Annotated in this window: 8 protein-coding genes, 6 pseudogenes and 1 other annotated feature; of the genes and pseudogenes, 6 read left to right on the top strand and 8 right to left on the bottom strand. The window is 56.3% G+C overall.

Annotated elements, in window-relative coordinates; all coding sequences use genetic code 11:
• Window positions 1-242 precede the first annotated feature (242 nt).
• A complete protein-coding gene (locus R0J92_RS15705; RefSeq protein WP_411052319.1) occupies window positions 243-602 on the bottom strand; it encodes an ASCH domain-containing protein in 360 nt (119 codons plus the stop codon).
• 439 nt (window positions 603-1,041) lie between these two features.
• A pseudogene (locus R0J92_RS15700) lies at window positions 1,042-1,248 on the bottom strand (transposase); the annotation flags it as partial.
• A 220-nt stretch (window positions 1,249-1,468) separates the two neighbouring features.
• Between R0J92_RS15700 and R0J92_RS15695 the strand changes: the two are divergent.
• Both R0J92_RS15695 and R0J92_RS15690 read left to right on the top strand, forming a co-directional pair.
• The gene (locus R0J92_RS15695) at window positions 1,469-3,466 is read left to right on the top strand and encodes an ATP-binding protein (protein ID WP_317387128.1); all 1,998 of its coding nucleotides are present in this window, start codon (window positions 1,469-1,471) and stop codon (window positions 3,464-3,466) included.
• 295 nt (window positions 3,467-3,761) lie between these two features.
• Window positions 3,762-3,878: pseudogene (locus R0J92_RS15690) on the top strand (transposase); the annotation flags it as partial.
• Window positions 3,879-4,115: 237 nt separating this feature from the next.
• On the opposite strand, the gene R0J92_RS15685 reads toward R0J92_RS15690, so the two are convergent.
• Window positions 4,116-5,132: an IS110 family transposase gene (locus tag R0J92_RS15685; protein ID WP_411052318.1), complete on the bottom strand. Its 1,017-nt coding sequence runs from the start codon at window positions 5,130-5,132 to the stop codon at window positions 4,116-4,118.
• On the opposite strand from R0J92_RS15685, the gene R0J92_RS15680 reads away from it, so the two are divergent.
• Window positions 5,116-6,191 (top strand): IS3 family transposase gene (locus tag R0J92_RS15680; RefSeq protein WP_411052317.1). Its coding sequence is split into 2 segments (ribosomal slippage): window positions 5,116-5,341 and window positions 5,341-6,191, totalling 1,077 coding nucleotides; the frame shifts between segments, so codons are not numbered across the junction. The two genes, R0J92_RS15685 and R0J92_RS15680, sit on opposite strands and share 17 nt — an antisense overlap.
• A 737-nt stretch (window positions 6,192-6,928) precedes the next feature.
• Here R0J92_RS15680 and R0J92_RS15675 read toward each other — a convergent pair.
• From R0J92_RS15675 to R0J92_RS15660, 4 genes and pseudogenes are all read right to left on the bottom strand, one after another.
• Window positions 6,929-9,307 carry a methyl-accepting chemotaxis protein gene (locus R0J92_RS15675; RefSeq protein WP_411052316.1) on the bottom strand — a complete coding sequence of 793 codons (2,379 nt, stop codon included), beginning with the start codon at window positions 9,305-9,307 and terminating at the stop codon, window positions 6,929-6,931.
• A gap of 298 nt (window positions 9,308-9,605) precedes the next feature.
• Window positions 9,606-10,233, bottom strand: a pseudogene (locus tag R0J92_RS15670) (transposase); the annotation flags it as partial.
• 155 nt (window positions 10,234-10,388) lie between these two features.
• A complete protein-coding gene (locus R0J92_RS15665) occupies window positions 10,389-10,739 on the bottom strand; it encodes a hypothetical protein (RefSeq protein WP_411052315.1) in 351 nt (116 codons plus the stop codon).
• 170 nt (window positions 10,740-10,909) lie between these two features.
• Window positions 10,910-11,428: an SMI1/KNR4 family protein gene (locus R0J92_RS15660; RefSeq protein ID WP_411052314.1), complete on the bottom strand. Its 519-nt coding sequence runs from the start codon at window positions 11,426-11,428 to the stop codon at window positions 10,910-10,912.
• 561 nt (window positions 11,429-11,989) lie between these two features.
• Here R0J92_RS15660 and R0J92_RS15655 point away from each other — a divergent pair.
• Window positions 11,990-12,193, top strand: coding sequence for a hypothetical protein (locus R0J92_RS15655; protein WP_411052313.1), 204 nt, complete (start codon window positions 11,990-11,992; stop codon window positions 12,191-12,193).
• Window positions 12,194-12,209: 16 nt separating this feature from the next.
• A pseudogene (locus R0J92_RS15650) lies at window positions 12,210-13,129 on the top strand (DDE-type integrase/transposase/recombinase); the annotation flags it as partial.
• Window positions 12,544-12,660 (top strand) — a sequence feature (AL1L pseudoknot). (Overlaps the previous pseudogene by 117 nt.)
• Window positions 13,130-13,136: 7 nt before the next feature.
• On the opposite strand, the pseudogene R0J92_RS15645 reads toward R0J92_RS15650, so the two are convergent.
• Window positions 13,137-14,546: pseudogene (locus R0J92_RS15645) on the bottom strand (IS30 family transposase).
• A gap of 16 nt (window positions 14,547-14,562) precedes the next feature.
• On the opposite strand from R0J92_RS15645, the pseudogene R0J92_RS15640 reads away from it, so the two are divergent.
• Window positions 14,563-14,948: pseudogene (locus R0J92_RS15640) on the top strand (hypothetical protein); the annotation flags it as partial.
• Between the last annotated feature and the right edge of the window lie 1,191 nt (window positions 14,949-16,139).

Below are 16,139 nucleotides of genomic sequence, written 5' to 3'. Positions count from 1 at the left end.
TAGCTGATGCTGCGGTCAGCTCCAAGGGCAGCAAAGCGCAGGTAGCGACATTTGCAAAGTCTCAGGATCTGCCACCTGGGCAACGGTCTCATGCTGCACGAGCAATGGAGGGAACAGACCTTCTCTGCAGATGCAGCCACCAACCACGGTCGAACGGAAGGGAAGCGGACGAAGCCATCTTTCGCCGCGTGACAGAAGTCTTTAGCCGTCTGAAGTTCTACGCAGCGGGGCGAAGTGGGCGTTCACAGCATTTGCAGATCGATGGGCACTTCATAGATTCCCCTCGCCGCGAGCACGGGTAGCAAGTATGATACCGGGCGTATGTTCGTGAGTCCCCATGCCAGCCAGCCGTCTTCGTAGTAGCTGGCGCAAGCCGCTGCGATGTCTGTGCTGCAGAAGGGCCTCACAGAAGCAACCCTCACGATGGCAACCGCTTTCCCATCTTGATCCACTTCGCCGTCCATGTGCAGAAAACGAGAATTTTCAACGATCAGGAGATCTTCGTCAGGCTGAAGATCTGGAAACCATCGCCGAACCTCTAGTGTTTTTTCGCCACGCGCAATTCTGGCTCCACTGGGGGCAACAATGGATAGGGCTTTCATACGTTTAGCCTTCAACTGATCTCAATGCCGGAGCTTTTACCTGCAATGCAAATGTCGAGCAATGACCGCAAAGGTCTCGACTGCCGACTTGCGGCGGCGCGGCGCCGAGTTGCAGGGATACCGCACCTCGTGCCCGGTGCCAGATGACATCAGGCCAGCCCAAACGCGACATTTATGCAAGGGGCAGCGGGGGCATTGCTGCAGTCGCGACAGATTTCCCGAAAGCCGCCGTTCAGCAAGCGGTGGCGGCCCTGGCTGATGCTGCGGTCAGCACCTGGGGCAGCGAAGCGCAGATAGCGCCCTTTGCAAACTTGGCAGATCTGGCGACATGGCGAGCGGTGCATGCCGCAATCGCACGACTAAGAGCTGACCTTCGCCGCACATGCAGCTGCCAACCACTTTCGAACGGTGGGGACGCGGACTGAGCGCTCTTTCGCTGCAATTGCGCCAAGGCCCGCATCTCCTCGGCCATAGTCTTCATATCGGTGATGAAGCTGGCATCCATCCCGCCATACTTGGCCCACGATTTGTACAGCGTGGCGCTGCTCATGCCGTGCTCTCGGCACAGCTCGGCTGCAGGCAGACCGCCCTCCATCTGGCGCAGCGCGCCTATCATCTGGGCTCCTGTGATACGGGTCTTCTTCATCGGAATTCCCTCGTTCATCCTGCCGAGAAAATTCTACCTCCGCACCCCCTTAAGATTGAGGGATTACCAGAGCATCTTCGCCAGACGATCACATACGTGGCAACCACTCATGCCAACGTGCGAAAAGTCCTGCCAAAGCAGTGCACTCCTTGAACGCCGTTAACCCCAAGTTTACAACCCATCTGTACCCGTTTGAATACACTAAGGTTTTAGGTGATGAATGCGTCAGAATCTTTCCGTTCGAAGTATGTTGCTCACCTTAGCAAATGTAGTGCTGGCTGCTTTGGTCACGACACCCGCGTCCAAGGCAGAAAACCTTAAAGTCACCTACGGTGACTTTCACCCATATAGCTTCACGAATGCGGCGGGAGAAGCTGAGGGCTTCGCGGTCGATGTGGTGCGCCATGTTCTGAAGGCCGCAGGACATGAAACTGAGTTCGTTTATTCAGTTAACCCCGCCAGAACTCTGGAAATGCTTGAAGCAGGTGAAGCAGATCTAACAACCTTCTTGGCGACAACACCCGACCGACTGGAGCGCGCTCTTGCCACCCGCCATATTGGCAATTTTGAACTAGCCGCTTTCATCCTTAGAGGTAGTGACGCTTCTGAAAACTTCGACTTGGCTGGCAGGCGAGTTGGAGTGGTCAAGGGCAGTGCGGGTATCACAGCAGCCAAAATGATCCCATTCGTAGAGATTGTAGAGTACCAAGAGACTGACGATCTGATCGTTCCACTATTGGTAGGTGAAATCGATGCGGTAGTGTCCGCTAAGGCAGCTTTCACTGCAAGGTTACGCCGCGCGAAGGCTTCGGATCTTGCAGTCCCGCTGTCCCCCAGCTTGGTGTCCATGCCCTACGGTCTTCTTGTTTCGAATGCGCGCCCCGATCTGGTTTCGGTGCTTGACGAAGCTTTGCTGAATGCTCTTCCTCCCAAGAGGGTCGCATCGCTGCGCGAGAAATGGTTCGGTCGAGAAACCTACCTGTACGAAAAAGCGGGCTTTTGGTTTGCACTTGTAGCGGCGGTGTTCTGCGGTTCAATCATAGGATTTATGTCTTGGAGGATCTATCAATATCGGCGAGAGGCGGCGCGCATCTTGAAAGCCAACAAAGCAAATGACCTCCTTATTCGCGCCTTGGATGAAATAAATGGCGCAATCGTCATCTATGACAAAGATATGCGCGCGATTCACCGAAACGCTGGATTTGCACGAGCGTTCCCTAGTCTCGTGCATGAGGCGGATTCAGGCGCAACGATGAGCGAGTTGATCTCGCACTCGTACCAAACCGAACTGGCGACACTCGCGTCCCACGGTAAATCTATTGCGGAATTCGTCGAGGAGATAATAAGCGCAGTTGAGCAAGGAAATGACAACTGGCGAACGGTTAAGGCAAACAACGGATTGGTATATGAAGCGCGCGACTTCCCTTTAGGCGATGAATATTTCGCATCGATCCGTGTTGACGTGACTGCGCAGGCAACCTTGCAAGACACAATTCGTGAACAAGCACAAGTACTTCAGTACTCCAACGAGCAGCTGGAAACCTTTGCATCAATCGCGGCACATGACCTCAGAAGCCCGCTTTCACGGATCTATCCACTTGTTGATTTCGTACAAGAGGACCTTTCTGAAGCTGGCATTCGTGTTCCCGACCAGGTCGGTGAATACCTAGATCTAATCCGGGAAGAAGCAGTGTTAATGAAGGATCTCGTGGATGATCTGCTCTTGTATGCTTCCACCGGAGCGCAAGATGGGCAACGTCAATTGATTGACCCAGTTGAGAGGCTGGAGCGAGTGCTGGAGGTTCTCCGTCCGCCTGAAGCATTTGTGATCGCCAAGCCCACCGCGATGCCCGCCATAAACGTTGATCCCATCGCGTTCGAAGCAGTGATGAGGAATCTGGTCGGGAATGCGATCAAGCATCACGGTAACACAAATGGAACTATCGAGATCACCGCGGCAGAAGACAGCGGATCAGTATACATCCACGTCACTGATGACGGGGTTGGCATTCCTGAAGAATATCAATCGGTTATTTTTGAACCATTCCAAAGGCTCTCGACGAAAAATGCGGGAAGTGGCTTAGGTTTGGCCTTCATCAAGAAAACTGTTGAAAATTGGGGCGGCCACGTTGGCCTCTCCTCATCGATGGGTCTTGGAAGCCGGTTTACAGTAAGCATTCCTAAGGAAAATTCTGATGAAAACCGGTTGGCATCATAGAATTGCGGCGGCAGCAAAAGTCAAATCATGAGCGTATTGCTTGTATTTATGATCTTTTCTTCACCAACTCAAAAATCCGATTGCAACGCACCCGATACTCATTTGATGCATATCGAGCAAAGTTCTTCGCCAACGCATTGAATTCCGCAGCTTGTTGGTCGTTCAGCGCATACTCAGCAAGCTGTCGGGATAGTTCATTCTGGGTGTCTTCATCAGAAGTACTATTGTCTTGACCTGCTCCCCTGAAAAGTCCGCGGTTTGAAGTTAGCCTGTTCTCCAAACGAGGAGACAGACAATGCGGAAAAGCCGTTTCAGCGAAGAGCAGATCATTGGCATTCTGAAGGAGCACCAAGCCGGCATGGGTGCCAAGGAGCTGTGCCGGAAGCACGGCATCAGCGATGGCACGTTTTACATCTATGGATGTCTCTCCCTTTGCAAGATTTTCGCTGATCTGTTCCACCGCCAGGTCCCAGGTTGCAAACATCTATCCGGCGTCACCCTTCGATGGTGCGCCCAAATGGGAATTCCGCGTGGTGAGCCTCAACAAATGGTCGGCCTCAGCAGGCCATTATAAAAGCCAGGTTCCTCACACACCGGAGTTTGCCGGTCGGTTCATTTCATTGATCTTCTTGCAATCCTTGTTGCGCGCTTAAGCGTGGGCGCGGAACTCTTCGTTTCTGTTCAGCATGGCCCAGATGATCCGGGCGTTTTTGTTGGCCACGGCGACGATAGCGCGGTTCATACCGCGTCGTTCGCGAAGGCTGTTGACCCATTGACTGAAGGGGTCCGTCTTTCGCTGCGCTACACAGACTACTGATCGGGCACCATGGATCAGAAGGGTTCGGAGATGTCTGTCTCCGCGTTTGCTGATCCCCATGAGTAGCCTCTTGTCGCCGCTTGAGTGCTGCCGTGGAACCAGCCCCATCCATGCGGCCAGATGTCGGCCGTTCTTGAACTCACGGCCATCGCCCACGGCTGCGACAACAGCGGTCGCTGTCTTTGGGCCGACACCGCAGATGCGTGCGATCCGGCGGCAATCCTCATTGGACTTGAACACTGCATCAATGCGGCGGTCGAAGGTTGTGATCTGAGCATCAATCTGTCCCAAGAAGTCGAACAAGTCGCCAATGATCTCTCGGCTCATTGCGCTCAGCCCGTTCGTCTGGTTCTCAAGTATCTCTGGGATGGCCCGCCGTGCCCGTCCGATCGATAAAGCGATAGGTATGCCGCGGTCCAACAGCAGGCCCCGCATTTGGCTCACGAGTGCGGTCCTGTGATTGACGAGGCGGCGGCGCGCCCGATGCAGGGCCTGAATATCCTGTTGTTCTTCTGATTTGGTCGGCACGAACTTCATGTTCGGAAGCATCAAGGCGGTACAGATGGCCTCGGCATCGTTCTGATCGTTCTTTTGATGCTTGACGAAGGGCTTGACATACTGCGGCGCGATCACCTTGACCGTATGGCCAAGCGCCTCGAACTGCCTCTGCCAATAAAATGCCCCTGTGCAGGCTTCGACACCAATGACACAGGGCTCCAGTTCAGCAATCTCGGCGAGTAATCCTTCTCGGCGGAGGCGGCGTTTCAATACGGCCTGTCCGTTAGCGTCGACTCCATGCAACTGGAACACGTTCTTGGCCAAATCAATTCCAATGAATGCGACTGTCATATCTCTCTCCATTCTACTGCGTCACACCCGCAGCGTTGCTGATTGCGGGAGAGACATCCATCCCATTAAGTGGCGCTCGAAGTATGGCGGCATGGAAGTGTCGGAGGCCAAACGGCTGAAGGCGCTGGAGGTTGAGAATGCAAAGCTGAAAAAGATGCTGGCAGAGCAGATGCTCGATGTCGCCACGCTGAAGGAGATGCTGGGAAAAAACTTCTGAAGCCCGGTGCAAGGCGGAAAGCCGTGGACTGGGCCATGACAGAGAAGAGCTACAACCAGCGGCGGGCCTGCGCCCTGGCCGGGATCGATCCGCGCGTCTATCGGCGCGGATCAACCAGACCTGCGGACACCGAGCTGCGAGAGAGGCTGAAGGAACTGTCGAGCGAACGGCGGCGCTTCGGCTATCGTCGACTGCACCTGCTTCTTGGCCGCGAGGGCTGGAAGGTGAACTGGAAGAAGCTTTACCGGATCTATCGTGAAGAGGGGCTGACTGTGCGCAAGCGCGGCGGCCGCAAACGCGCGATTGGAACGAGGGCGCCCATGGCGATCCCGCAAGGACCCAACCAGCGATGGTCCTTGGACTTCGTCTCAGACAGCCTCTCGGACGGTCGCCGCTTCCGTGTGCTTTGCGTCATCGACGACTTCAGCCGGGAATGCCTGGCAACGGTCGTGGACACTTCCCTGTCCGGGCAGCGCGTTGGTCGTGAGCTCGACAACATCGCCCGGGTGCGTGGCTATCCCTGCATGGTGGTCAGCGACAACGGAACGGAGCTGACATCGAACGCCATCCTGAGATGGCAGGAGGGCCGGAAGGTCGAGTGGCACTACATCGCACCAGGCAAACCCATGCAGAACGGCTTCGTGGAAAGCTTCAACGGCCGTCTGCGCGACGAGTGCCTCAACGAGCATTTGTTCGCCAACTTGCGCCACGCCCGGGATCTGATCTCTGCTTGGCGCGACGACTACAATCACCACCGCCCACACATGAGCCTCGACGGGCTTACACCGTGGGAGTATCACCAACGGTCAATAGTGGACCAAAAACTGAACAGAGCGAACTAAAGAACGCGGACTCCACGGGGAGCAGGTCACTGATCTTCGATTGGAACTTTCTCCTCTTCAAGTTCTCCACCCTCACGAACTCCGTAGATATCGGCCGAAATGGGGTCTGTTCCGGCTGGGTGGTCATACCGACATCCTCCCAAAGAAGGACATCAGTATCTGAAGCGCTCAGCGCATCTGCCGCAGGAGATCAAGGATATTGGCTGGAAAGCTCAGACGCGGCTTTGCAAACGGTATCGCGACCTGAGCCGGACAGGCAAATCGCAGCCCAGAGTGTTGGCCGCAATCGCCCGGGAACTGGCTGGGTTCATTTGGGATATCGCGCGAAAGACACCACTCACAGCTTGAACGCCAACTCAGACTGCCTGTGCAGCACGCTGGAGATGGCGGCCATGGATAGGGAAATCCTCAGTCTACGCTTTGGGACAAATATCCGGTCTTAGAGAGAGGTCACCCGTATCGAATTTGGTCAGGCGGTATCCAATCCGCGGATGAGAGAATGACAACCATCGGTTCGGCCTGCCGTCTCCAGCGCCTGTACAGGCTACAGATTTTGACCATCTCGCGCCAGCGGGGTAGTCTTATCGTGCCGGGAAAATCAAAAACGCTCATGAGAGATGTCATCCTGCCCCTAGCCGGAACAGACCCCGAAATGCCACCGAACCCGACACCCTCGATGTCAAACGTCCAAGATCCTGAATGCAGTGGACCGCAGAGGGCTGGTCCAGCCCGGAGCCCTAGAAGTCTTCGTAGTAGTTGAGCGCCGCACTGCCCTCGCTGCCGTGGGCCGTCGGTTTGCTGGGCGTTGCATCACTGCTGTTGTCCGAGGTGTCCCAGCCCTCGTCAACGTCCCAGCTGTCGTCGGCATGGGCGGTTGGGGCCGGGGGGGACGTACGCGCAGTGGAGGCCACTGGTTTGCCCGCAAGCCGGAAGTTCGCCACCACGCCGCCCAGTTCGGATGCGTCGCTGTCCAGCATCTGGCAGGCCGCGGAGGCTTCTTCGACCATGGCGGCATTCTGCTGCGTCACCTGATCCAGCTGCACCATGCCTGTGTTGATCTCTTCGATACCGTTTGACTGCTCCGCCGCGCCCTCGGCAATGCCAGAAATCAGCTGCGAGATATGGTTCACCCGCTTTGTGATCGTCTCCAGCGCCTCGCCGGCCTTACCGACCAGATCGACGCCTTGATCGACCTGCTTGGAGCTTTCACCGATCAGCGCCTTGATCTCCATGGCGGCATCGGAAGACCGCTGTGCCAGACCGCGCACTTCGCTCGCGACCACGGCAAAGCCGCGCCCGGCCTCGCCCGCCCGGGCCGCCTCTACCCCGGCGTTGAGCGCCAGCAGGTTGGTCTGAAAGGCGATGTCGTCGATCACAGAAATGATCTGTTCGATCTTCTTGGAGGACTGCTCGATCTCGGTCATGGCGGTGACCGCATTCTGCACCACCTGACCGCTCACTTCGGCCTCTTGCTTGGCCTCTCCTGTGATCTGTTCGACGCTGCGCGCGCCGTCGGCTGCTGATTTGACGCTGGCGGTGATCTCTTCCAGCGCAGCGGCTGTTTCTTCCAGTGTGGCAGCCTGACTTTCGGTGCGATGCGACAGATCATCCGATGACTGATTGATCTCCGCCGCGCCGTTGCGAATGCGCTCGATCGCGGTCACCACCTGACCAAGTGTATCGTTGAGCTTGGTCACGGTCGTGTTGAAATCGGTACGCAGTTTCTCGTGCTCGCCGGAGAAAGGCGTATCTATCGTGGCCGAGAAATCCCCCTGCGACAGGCGCAGAAGACCTGTGCTGAGATTTTCCACGACGACCTCCTGCTCGCGCTGCTGTTCGGCGCGGCCCTCTTCGGCGGTGCGCGCCACGCGCAAGTCATCCTGCAGCGACAGCAGCGCCTTGCCGATGTCGCCAATCTCGTCGCCACGCTGCGCCTCGGCAACTTCGGTTGAGAGATCGCCAGCAGCCACCGTGTTCATACCCGTGGAAATATGATGCAGCGGTTGGGTGATCGAGCGCGCGATACGCCAGCCGAAAATGGACATCACCCCACATATTGCCAACCCGATCAGAGCCAGCATCCAGGCTTTCTGGCGCAATGGCGCCATGATGTCAGTGACGTCTTGTTCCACAACCAAGGCCCAGTTGGCGACGTCCAGACCGAGAGGCTGCGAATAGGCATAAACCGGATGACCCGAGATCCCGGTTGCAGCGTCCAGAAAATGGCGCTCGCCATCGAGCGCCAGCGCCACCTGTTCATTGTCCGGCAGCGCCTCGAGAACTTGGAAACCGTCTTCAAACCGAGATGTGGTCCGCGTTTTCCGGTCTGCGCCCAGAAGGTAGACCTGCGCGGTTTCGCCAAGGCCGTCGGCGTTGTTGGTGATCAGACCCAAAAGATCAACTGGCACCTGCACTGCAACCACACCAAGTGGTGTTCCATCCTGGGCCGAAACCGGGGTGGCCAGGAAGGCGGCTGCCGCTCCATTGCTGGGGGCATAGGGTTGCATATCGGCAAAGATCACCTCGCCGACCTCTGCTGCATTCGCCGCACGGAATGCGTCCGCCAGGTTGGAATTCGCATAGCTGCCATCGATCAGATTTGTGGCGTAGTCCATTTCTTTGAAAACGGAGTAGACAATGTCGCCCGCTGGGCTGATCAGAAAAGCATCATAGTAGCCCTTGGTCTCGATCAGCGTGCGAAGCCCGGTATGAAAGGTTTCATGGGCGTCATGATAGGCCGCGTCTCCGTCCGCTCGCAGTAATTTATGCTTGTCACCCACCGGGTGGCTGTTGTCCGCGATATAGGCGCGCTGCAGCGTGGTGCCCGCGTCAGGTCCCAACGCGGACCAGCTCTCTTCAAAGGCAGCAAGGGCTGAGGTTGTGGCAGGCGAGCGCGCCAGCGACACCAGATCTGCCTCTACCCCGCTCATCATTCGGCGGATTGACGCGCTTCTGTCTGCCAGCAAGGACGCCATTTGGCGCTCTGTGGTGTCTTTGGCAAACCCCCTGAACTCAAAGAGCGAAGCAGCGATCAGTAAAGCGCCGGTAACAGCACAAAAGCCTGCGAAGAAGAGGGGCAGCTTACGAGAAATCTTTATGGTGTTGGTGCGAAACATGGTGCGATCCTGTCGGAGTGGCGTAACCTGCAGGATAGAAGGCGCTGGCACCATTTAAGATTTCGCAAATATGTAGGAGGCTGCATGTCTTTTGGACACAATTTGGCTTTTGCGGCGGTTTTTTGTCCGTCGTTCCCGCCAGTGGTGGCGGCATTTCATCTCTCCCGCTTGCACAACGGGATAGATGATTCGATAGTAGCGAGAACAGTCCAACCCCGAACAAATGCCCGCCATTTGATCTTACCCGATATTCCCCAAGTGGCCTGCCGCCTTCGTTCAACTTGCGCCTAGATCGCCTTCACGCGCATAACTGGAGAGCTCGCAGTCGGTGGATTGCGGCGAAGATGGCTCGCACCATCGCACCGGTGACGGCAAAATCGGCCAGCTGGAAAGTGATGGTGCGGGCGTGACGCACGACACGCGCCCCAACCTTGATCAGCTTGAGCTGCAGTCTGGTCAACGACCAATCGGTCATGGCCTTGGGTAGCTCAATGCCGCACAAGAAGGTAGCCAGATTGGAGGTCAGCGCGTGCAGTTGCAGCCGCACCTTGTTGTCGCGGAACTCCCGGCATGATAGGCCGCGTCCAGTGGAAGGAGTGCTTGCTTTCCTTGATGTGCTGCTCGGCCGTGCCGCGCCGGTTGTAGAACCGCACTACCCAATCCGGCTCCATCGGCTGGTTGGTGACGATGAAGCCGACACGCGGGAACAGCTCGCCCAGATGCCATTCGATCTTGGCGATGGCGAGGCGCTGCTTGTACCAGGACGCCGCCTGATACTGAAAGTCCTCGTAGAGCCGTTTGACCTTTGTCTGGGAGGGTCGCCCCGCGGGCTGGGGCGGCCGATGCTCGATCTTCTCCCGCAGGATACTATTGGCGGGGAGCCGGATGGCATAGAAGTAACCAACCTCTCCCAGCCGTTCGTAAAGCACCTGGAACACATTCTTCGCCAGATCGAGCCCGACCGTGATAATCTCCGACATGACCGTCCTCCTTTGTGGATCATCGCAGACCCACCTTGGCACATTGATGCCGTCGGGGGGCGGTCACATCATCAAAGCCACTCTCAGTAAGGCCTATCTTATCAGCGTTGCAGCCAAAGCTGAAATGCCAAAACCGCAGTCATAATCAAAAAGAAACAGCAAAAACCCAGCCCAGCGGACCGCGCGGTGGACTTGAGTCCGGGCCGCATAATGGTTTGCGCCATACGGGATTTGGTCCCGCTGCGCTGAATGGCGTTCTGTACCGCCTGAATAAACCAGCCCCAGATGGCCGGTTGAGCAAAAGCAAAGGCAATTCCACCCAGCAAAACAAAACTAACTTTTGAGACTCGCGCTGCCAACTCTCTGTCGCCACCATAGAATGGAAGAATAGTCTCTCCCACAACGCCAAGCGCGATAAGAAGAACAAAAAAAATAGCGGACAGTTTCAACATATTAGGGTTTTAAGCAGCGCCATCACCGACGGCAAGTCTCGTGCTGCCCAAGAACTTCATATCATCATGGCCAAGCGCAGTAAGCTCTGCGAGTGAGGGTAAACTCGACCAGCATGTCAGGCCAGGCATCGCGATACGTCGCGTGCCATTTTTCGAGAGTTGAAACACCGCTACAGGTTGTCCCAGTCATCAAGGTTGTAGAGAAACCCGAACAACGTATCCGCGCAGCGGGCCAGACCCTGAGTGTTGTTGCCTGTCCCCCAAGGGTCACTGGCCGTTTCCCAAAGATATACGGCATTGTCCGTTGGGTCGGTGCCATTGGCCAAAAGGTTGGTGTGGCCTGCGTCTGCTGTGCCGATAAACACCATATCATGGGGAAAGCGGTCGGGAAATTCACGGCCTTTTCGAAATATCTCGAAGTTGTCGATGACAGATTGCAACGGTTGGAACGGCACCTGTAGTTCATGTTTGGTCTGTGCGCCGTCTGGCCAAGTCGCCAGAAAGTAATAGCCAAACCCATGTTCAAATTCGCCAGCCGTTTCCAACAGTTCTTTGTACTGGGTGGGCAGACGACAACCCGTCTTTTCTAACAGCTTTTCGAAATGCGCCTTGTTCCAAAACAGGGTGGCAGGCGCATAATCGGGGTCCTTTTTGAAGCGGGACAAAGCCATATTGAGCGTGATTTCCATGTGATCGCCTTAATTTAGTGGCCTTCGGGCTATACTTGCACCACCAAAGTGCGGAACGCCACCGTTGCGAACGCGGGCCGACTGACGGGCTTGTTGGCAATCGCCATCCCAATGGGAAGACCAGAACCAGATGGCGCCCATGTCCGCAAGGTCAATGGACAAATCAAGGTGTCACCACCTAAAATCACCGTTGTCATATCAATCAGACAAGTCGCCGTATCTTGTCACGGCGGGCCTGTTCTGCGAGACCAAAGTCACCGGTTTCAGCGTTGGTAGAGCGGTCCCCGCGCATCGGTAGTTCGACGCAACCTTTCGCTGCGTTGGAAACTGGCCAGTTTGAAGCGGTCAATAGCAAGACAACCGAAGCCCTTGACAACTCAGCTGCCAATAAGGTCGCGTTCAACTTTTTCAGTCCGGATCGTTTTTTGGGTCATAAATACGCTGGCTTTGATCGCTACAACACATTGGGGAAACTAGATGCAGCAACGGCGCCTTTGGCAGATGGCCCTTTCACTCTTCCTCTTGGAACCCAGTACGATACATGCGCAAAATCCCAGCTCCTTGGAAAAATCCACTATCGAACGCCTTGAAACCGCTACAGATTGGCTGGTGCGCAACGGTGCGTTTGTCCTGGATATGCGCGGCAGGAACTTCCTGAAATCCAAGCTGACCGAACAGGGGCCGGTTCTGTTGTGGATTACCGCGCAGGTGGACCAAAGACACAATCTGAACCGCCCCGGGTTTGCCGGAGGCTTCAACTCCTGAGTAGGATGAAGCCACAATGAGCAAGACAACAAATAAATATTCTCCTGAGGTCCGCGAGCGTGCGGTGCGGCTGGTGCTGGACAACCAGGGCCAGCATAGTTCCCGCTGGCAGGCGATCACGTCGATATCCGCGAAGATCGGCTGTTCGGCGCACACGTTGAATGAGTGGGTCAAGAAGGCAGAAGTCGACTGCGGCAAGCGGGCGGGCGTCCCAACAGATGTCGCCGACAGTGCGGGTCGTTCGCGCAGCGCTCAAATGATCCGGGGGATCATTTGAAGGCCCAAACGAAGGCGCTGGAGCGGGAGAACCGCGAGCTGCGTCAGGCGAACGAGATCCTCCGCAAGGCATCGGCGTATTTTGCGATGGCGGAGCTCGACCGCCGGTCGAAGTGATGGTGTCCTTTATCGACATGCATCGCGGTGAGCATGGGGTCGAGCCGTTCTGCACTGTCCTGCCGATTGCCCCTTCCACGTATTATGAGCACCTGGCGAAGCGGGCTGATCCGGCCCGATTGTCGGACCGTGCCCGGCGTGACCAGGCATTGCGGCCCGAGATCCTGCGTGTTTTCGAAGAGAACTGGCGGGTCTATGGCGTGCGGAAGGTCTGGCGGCAATTGCTGCGGGAACGTTTTGACGTCGCCCGCTGCACGGTTCCCGACAAGAAGGCGCCATGCCCGCTGGACAAGGTGAACCGGCAGTTCCGTGTGCCCGCGCCCAACATGCTTTAGGTCAGCGATTTCACCTATGTCGCCACTTGGAAAGTGGTTCGCCTATGTCGCCTTCGTTATCGATGCCTATGCCCGCAAGATCGTTGGTTGGCGTTTCAGCACCTCGGCGCATGCCGGGTTCGTTCTCGATGCTCTGGAGCAGGCTGTTCACGAGCGGCGGCCGACAAAGGCGATGGGGCTTGTTCACCACTCCGACCGCGGCAGCCAAGGCGGATTCAACCGGTCGTCGCAACAGTTTCTATCTTATCGTTTTTGAGCAGCTGGTCGATAGCTTCAACTGGTGTTTTCCACCCTAGAGTTTTGCGTGGTCGCGTATTCAAAGCATGGGCAACAGCGTTTAGCTCGTTGACGCCGTGTTTGCTGAGGTCTGTCCCCTTGGGGAAGTACTCGCGGAGCAAACCGTTGGTGTTCTCATTGCTGCCACGCTGCCATGGGCTTTGAGGGTCGCAGAAGTAGACCTCGAGACCGGTATCGATACGAAGCTGCGCGTGTTGGGCCATCTCGGTGCGTTGGTCCCAGGTCAGCGAGCGACGCAGGTGGACAGGCAGGCTACTGATCGTCTCTGCGATGGCATCGCGGACCGCTTCGGCACCGTGACCGGCGAAGGCAGGTCCGTTCTTGACTGGTTTGGCTGTCCCGTGCCCCTTCATGCGTGGCAGGTGCAGGAGCATGGTGAAGCGGGTTGTGCGTTCAACCAGCGTGCCGATCGCCGAACTACCCAGTCCGAGAATGAGGTCCCCCTCCCAATGACCTGGAACCGCCCTGTCGCTGATCTCTGCCGGACGATCGCTGATCATCAACGCATCAGTGAGGAAAGACTTGCCGCGATTGCGTGCGCGTTTGCGCGGTAATCTGAGAGCGCGGCCGGACCGCAGACACGCGGAGAGCTCTCGCTTCAGCGCGCCGCGTCCTTGGATGTAGAGAGCCTAGTAAATGGCTTCGTGACTGATGCGCATCGTCGGATCCTCGGGGAAGTCCACCTTCAGGCGCTGCGCAATCTGTTCCGCGCTCCAGGCAGACGACCAGCGACGGCTTTGCCGGTGAACCGCCCGCCGCCCTTTCCATACCACAACAGGCCCATCGAAGGCGATGCCGTCTGGTGTAGCGATGAGGCCGGACAGCCGATCCTGCACGTAGTCGCGCAGGGCGGGATTGAGCGTGAGCTTGCTAGCTTTCGGCCGCCTAGCCGCACGATCAGCATGCCATTGTGCGTTGATCGCACGGTAGTCGAAGTCTCCGTCACGGGTTGCCGAGTTGCGCCTGATCTCTCGGGAGATCGTGCTGGGCGATCTCTTCAGCTTCCGGGCGATGGCACGGACACCTGTGCCCCTCGCGCACTCCAAAGCTATTTCCTCACGTTCTGCGAAGGAAAGGCTACGGTTCTTCGGTAAGGGCGCCGATGGCGCAAGATGTGTGGGAGGCATTCCGCCAGAACTCCGAAACCATCGGATTCCAACAGGGACAGAGACACCGGCTTCAACGGCACCATCCTCACTGGATAGCCCCTCTGCAACGGCCCGCCAGAACCGGCATAGATTCTCACGTTGCCAGACTGGCGGCCTTCCTGGAGAGTTTAATTTGTCCCGAGTCGAACGTTCGGACTTTCGTCTGCCTGTTATTGTCATCTACACCTCCATCAAAGGGGTGTTGCGACGACCGGTTGAATCCGCCCAATACCTATCGATCAAATACACAGAGCGGTTGGGAAAAGCTGGTATCGAGCCCTCTGTCGGCAGCGTCGGAGACAGTTACGAGTTCAAGCAGGTCCGCGCAGCGGATCAAATGATCCGGCGGATCATTTGAATGCGCAAAACGCCCTGGTCGATACGATCAACGGCTTGTTCAAAGCCGAGGTCATTCACCGCCGCGGCCCTTGGCGCAACTTCGAGGCAGTGGAATACGCAACACTCGAATGGGTGGCCTAGTTTAACAACCGCCGTCTGCTTGAGCCTATCGGGAACATTCCGCCGACAGAAGCAGAGGCCAATTTCTATGCTGCTCTGGAAAATGAGGAACGAGCCGCGTAACTAACTGCAATCAGCCTCCAGCGAGCCCGGGGCGGTTCAATCGCCCAGTTCCGTATCAAAGCAGGCGGGTATAACTACGATATCGACGCCATCCATCGCGAAACCCTGAATGATCAAGAAATTGTCTATTGGGTCACCCATATCTGCGCATCGCAACATGATGGCAAACAGTTCGTACTGCTGTCATCAGATCGGTTTATTCCGTCATATAAAACCACAAAAGGGGCGGTCTTTGCCTTGCCGCAGGATGATCTTGACATCCTCTACAAACTGAAGGCATGGCGCTTTCCAATGTGTTTTTCCGGAACAGGTTTAGCCCAACCCGAAGTCATCCATGATGTACAAGGTTAGCTGACGATCGCTCCAGCAACATCCCTTGAAGGCGACTGTTGCATTAACCGTTAAGAAATACATTTTAGGCAGGACCCAGACTTGGTTGTGTTGACATTCATTTATACCATTTGATGGCACCGACGAGGTTTGCCGAACTGATATAGTTTCGGGCCAGTTTTTCGTATCGGGGGCTGGCAGCTCCCCCCCCAGCAGGAGCAAAAGGCCGTATTTCATTACTCTAGCTCAAGTCGGTGAGAAGCTTGACCGCAAAACCCAACAGAACGACTCCCGAAGCCTGTCGTATCTCGCCTGGGTCATAAACCAGATGCGCAGAACATGGGCCAACGCGGAATAGGTGCTGAGAGACAGGATGGACAGGCTGCAATAGGTCAGGATCAATATACCCGCCTGCGGCGCCAAACCGCGCTCCGCCTCGAGGACTGCCCCAAAACACCGTCAACGGCCTCAGATAGATTCACTTTGAACTCGCTAAATAAATCTGGGTCATCAGTAATTGAATCTGGAAGATGCGCCCGTCTTCTCTTTTTCGCCATTTCTGGCCCTCAAGTTTTTGGCCTTTTGCGGCGAAACGTCGATTGCAAGAAGAGACAATGTGACTTCATGATCCACAAATTGTCATCCAACGTATCCGTCCGGTCATGCAGTGGCTGGCCCCCATACGCACGAACGGCTGAGCTTTTTGGGCCACCGACCACTCATTTTCATTCCCCAAACCTTGTGTGTCTTAACCGGCTTGATGATACCGTTTCTCGAGTTTGTAGGCGTTGTTGCGCAAATCAGGTTCGGGGATGAGTTTGCCCTTTCCCACCTGAGTTCAGGTTACGGCTTCGATCTCGG

Origin of the sequence: Tritonibacter sp. SIMBA_163 (assembly GCF_046535935.1) — a bacterium.
In the GTDB taxonomy this organism is placed as follows: Bacteria; Pseudomonadota; Alphaproteobacteria; order Rhodobacterales; family Rhodobacteraceae; genus Epibacterium; species Epibacterium scottomollicae.
Note: the sequence above shows the minus strand (reverse complement) of the source record. Positions and strands in the feature narration are given on the sequence as shown.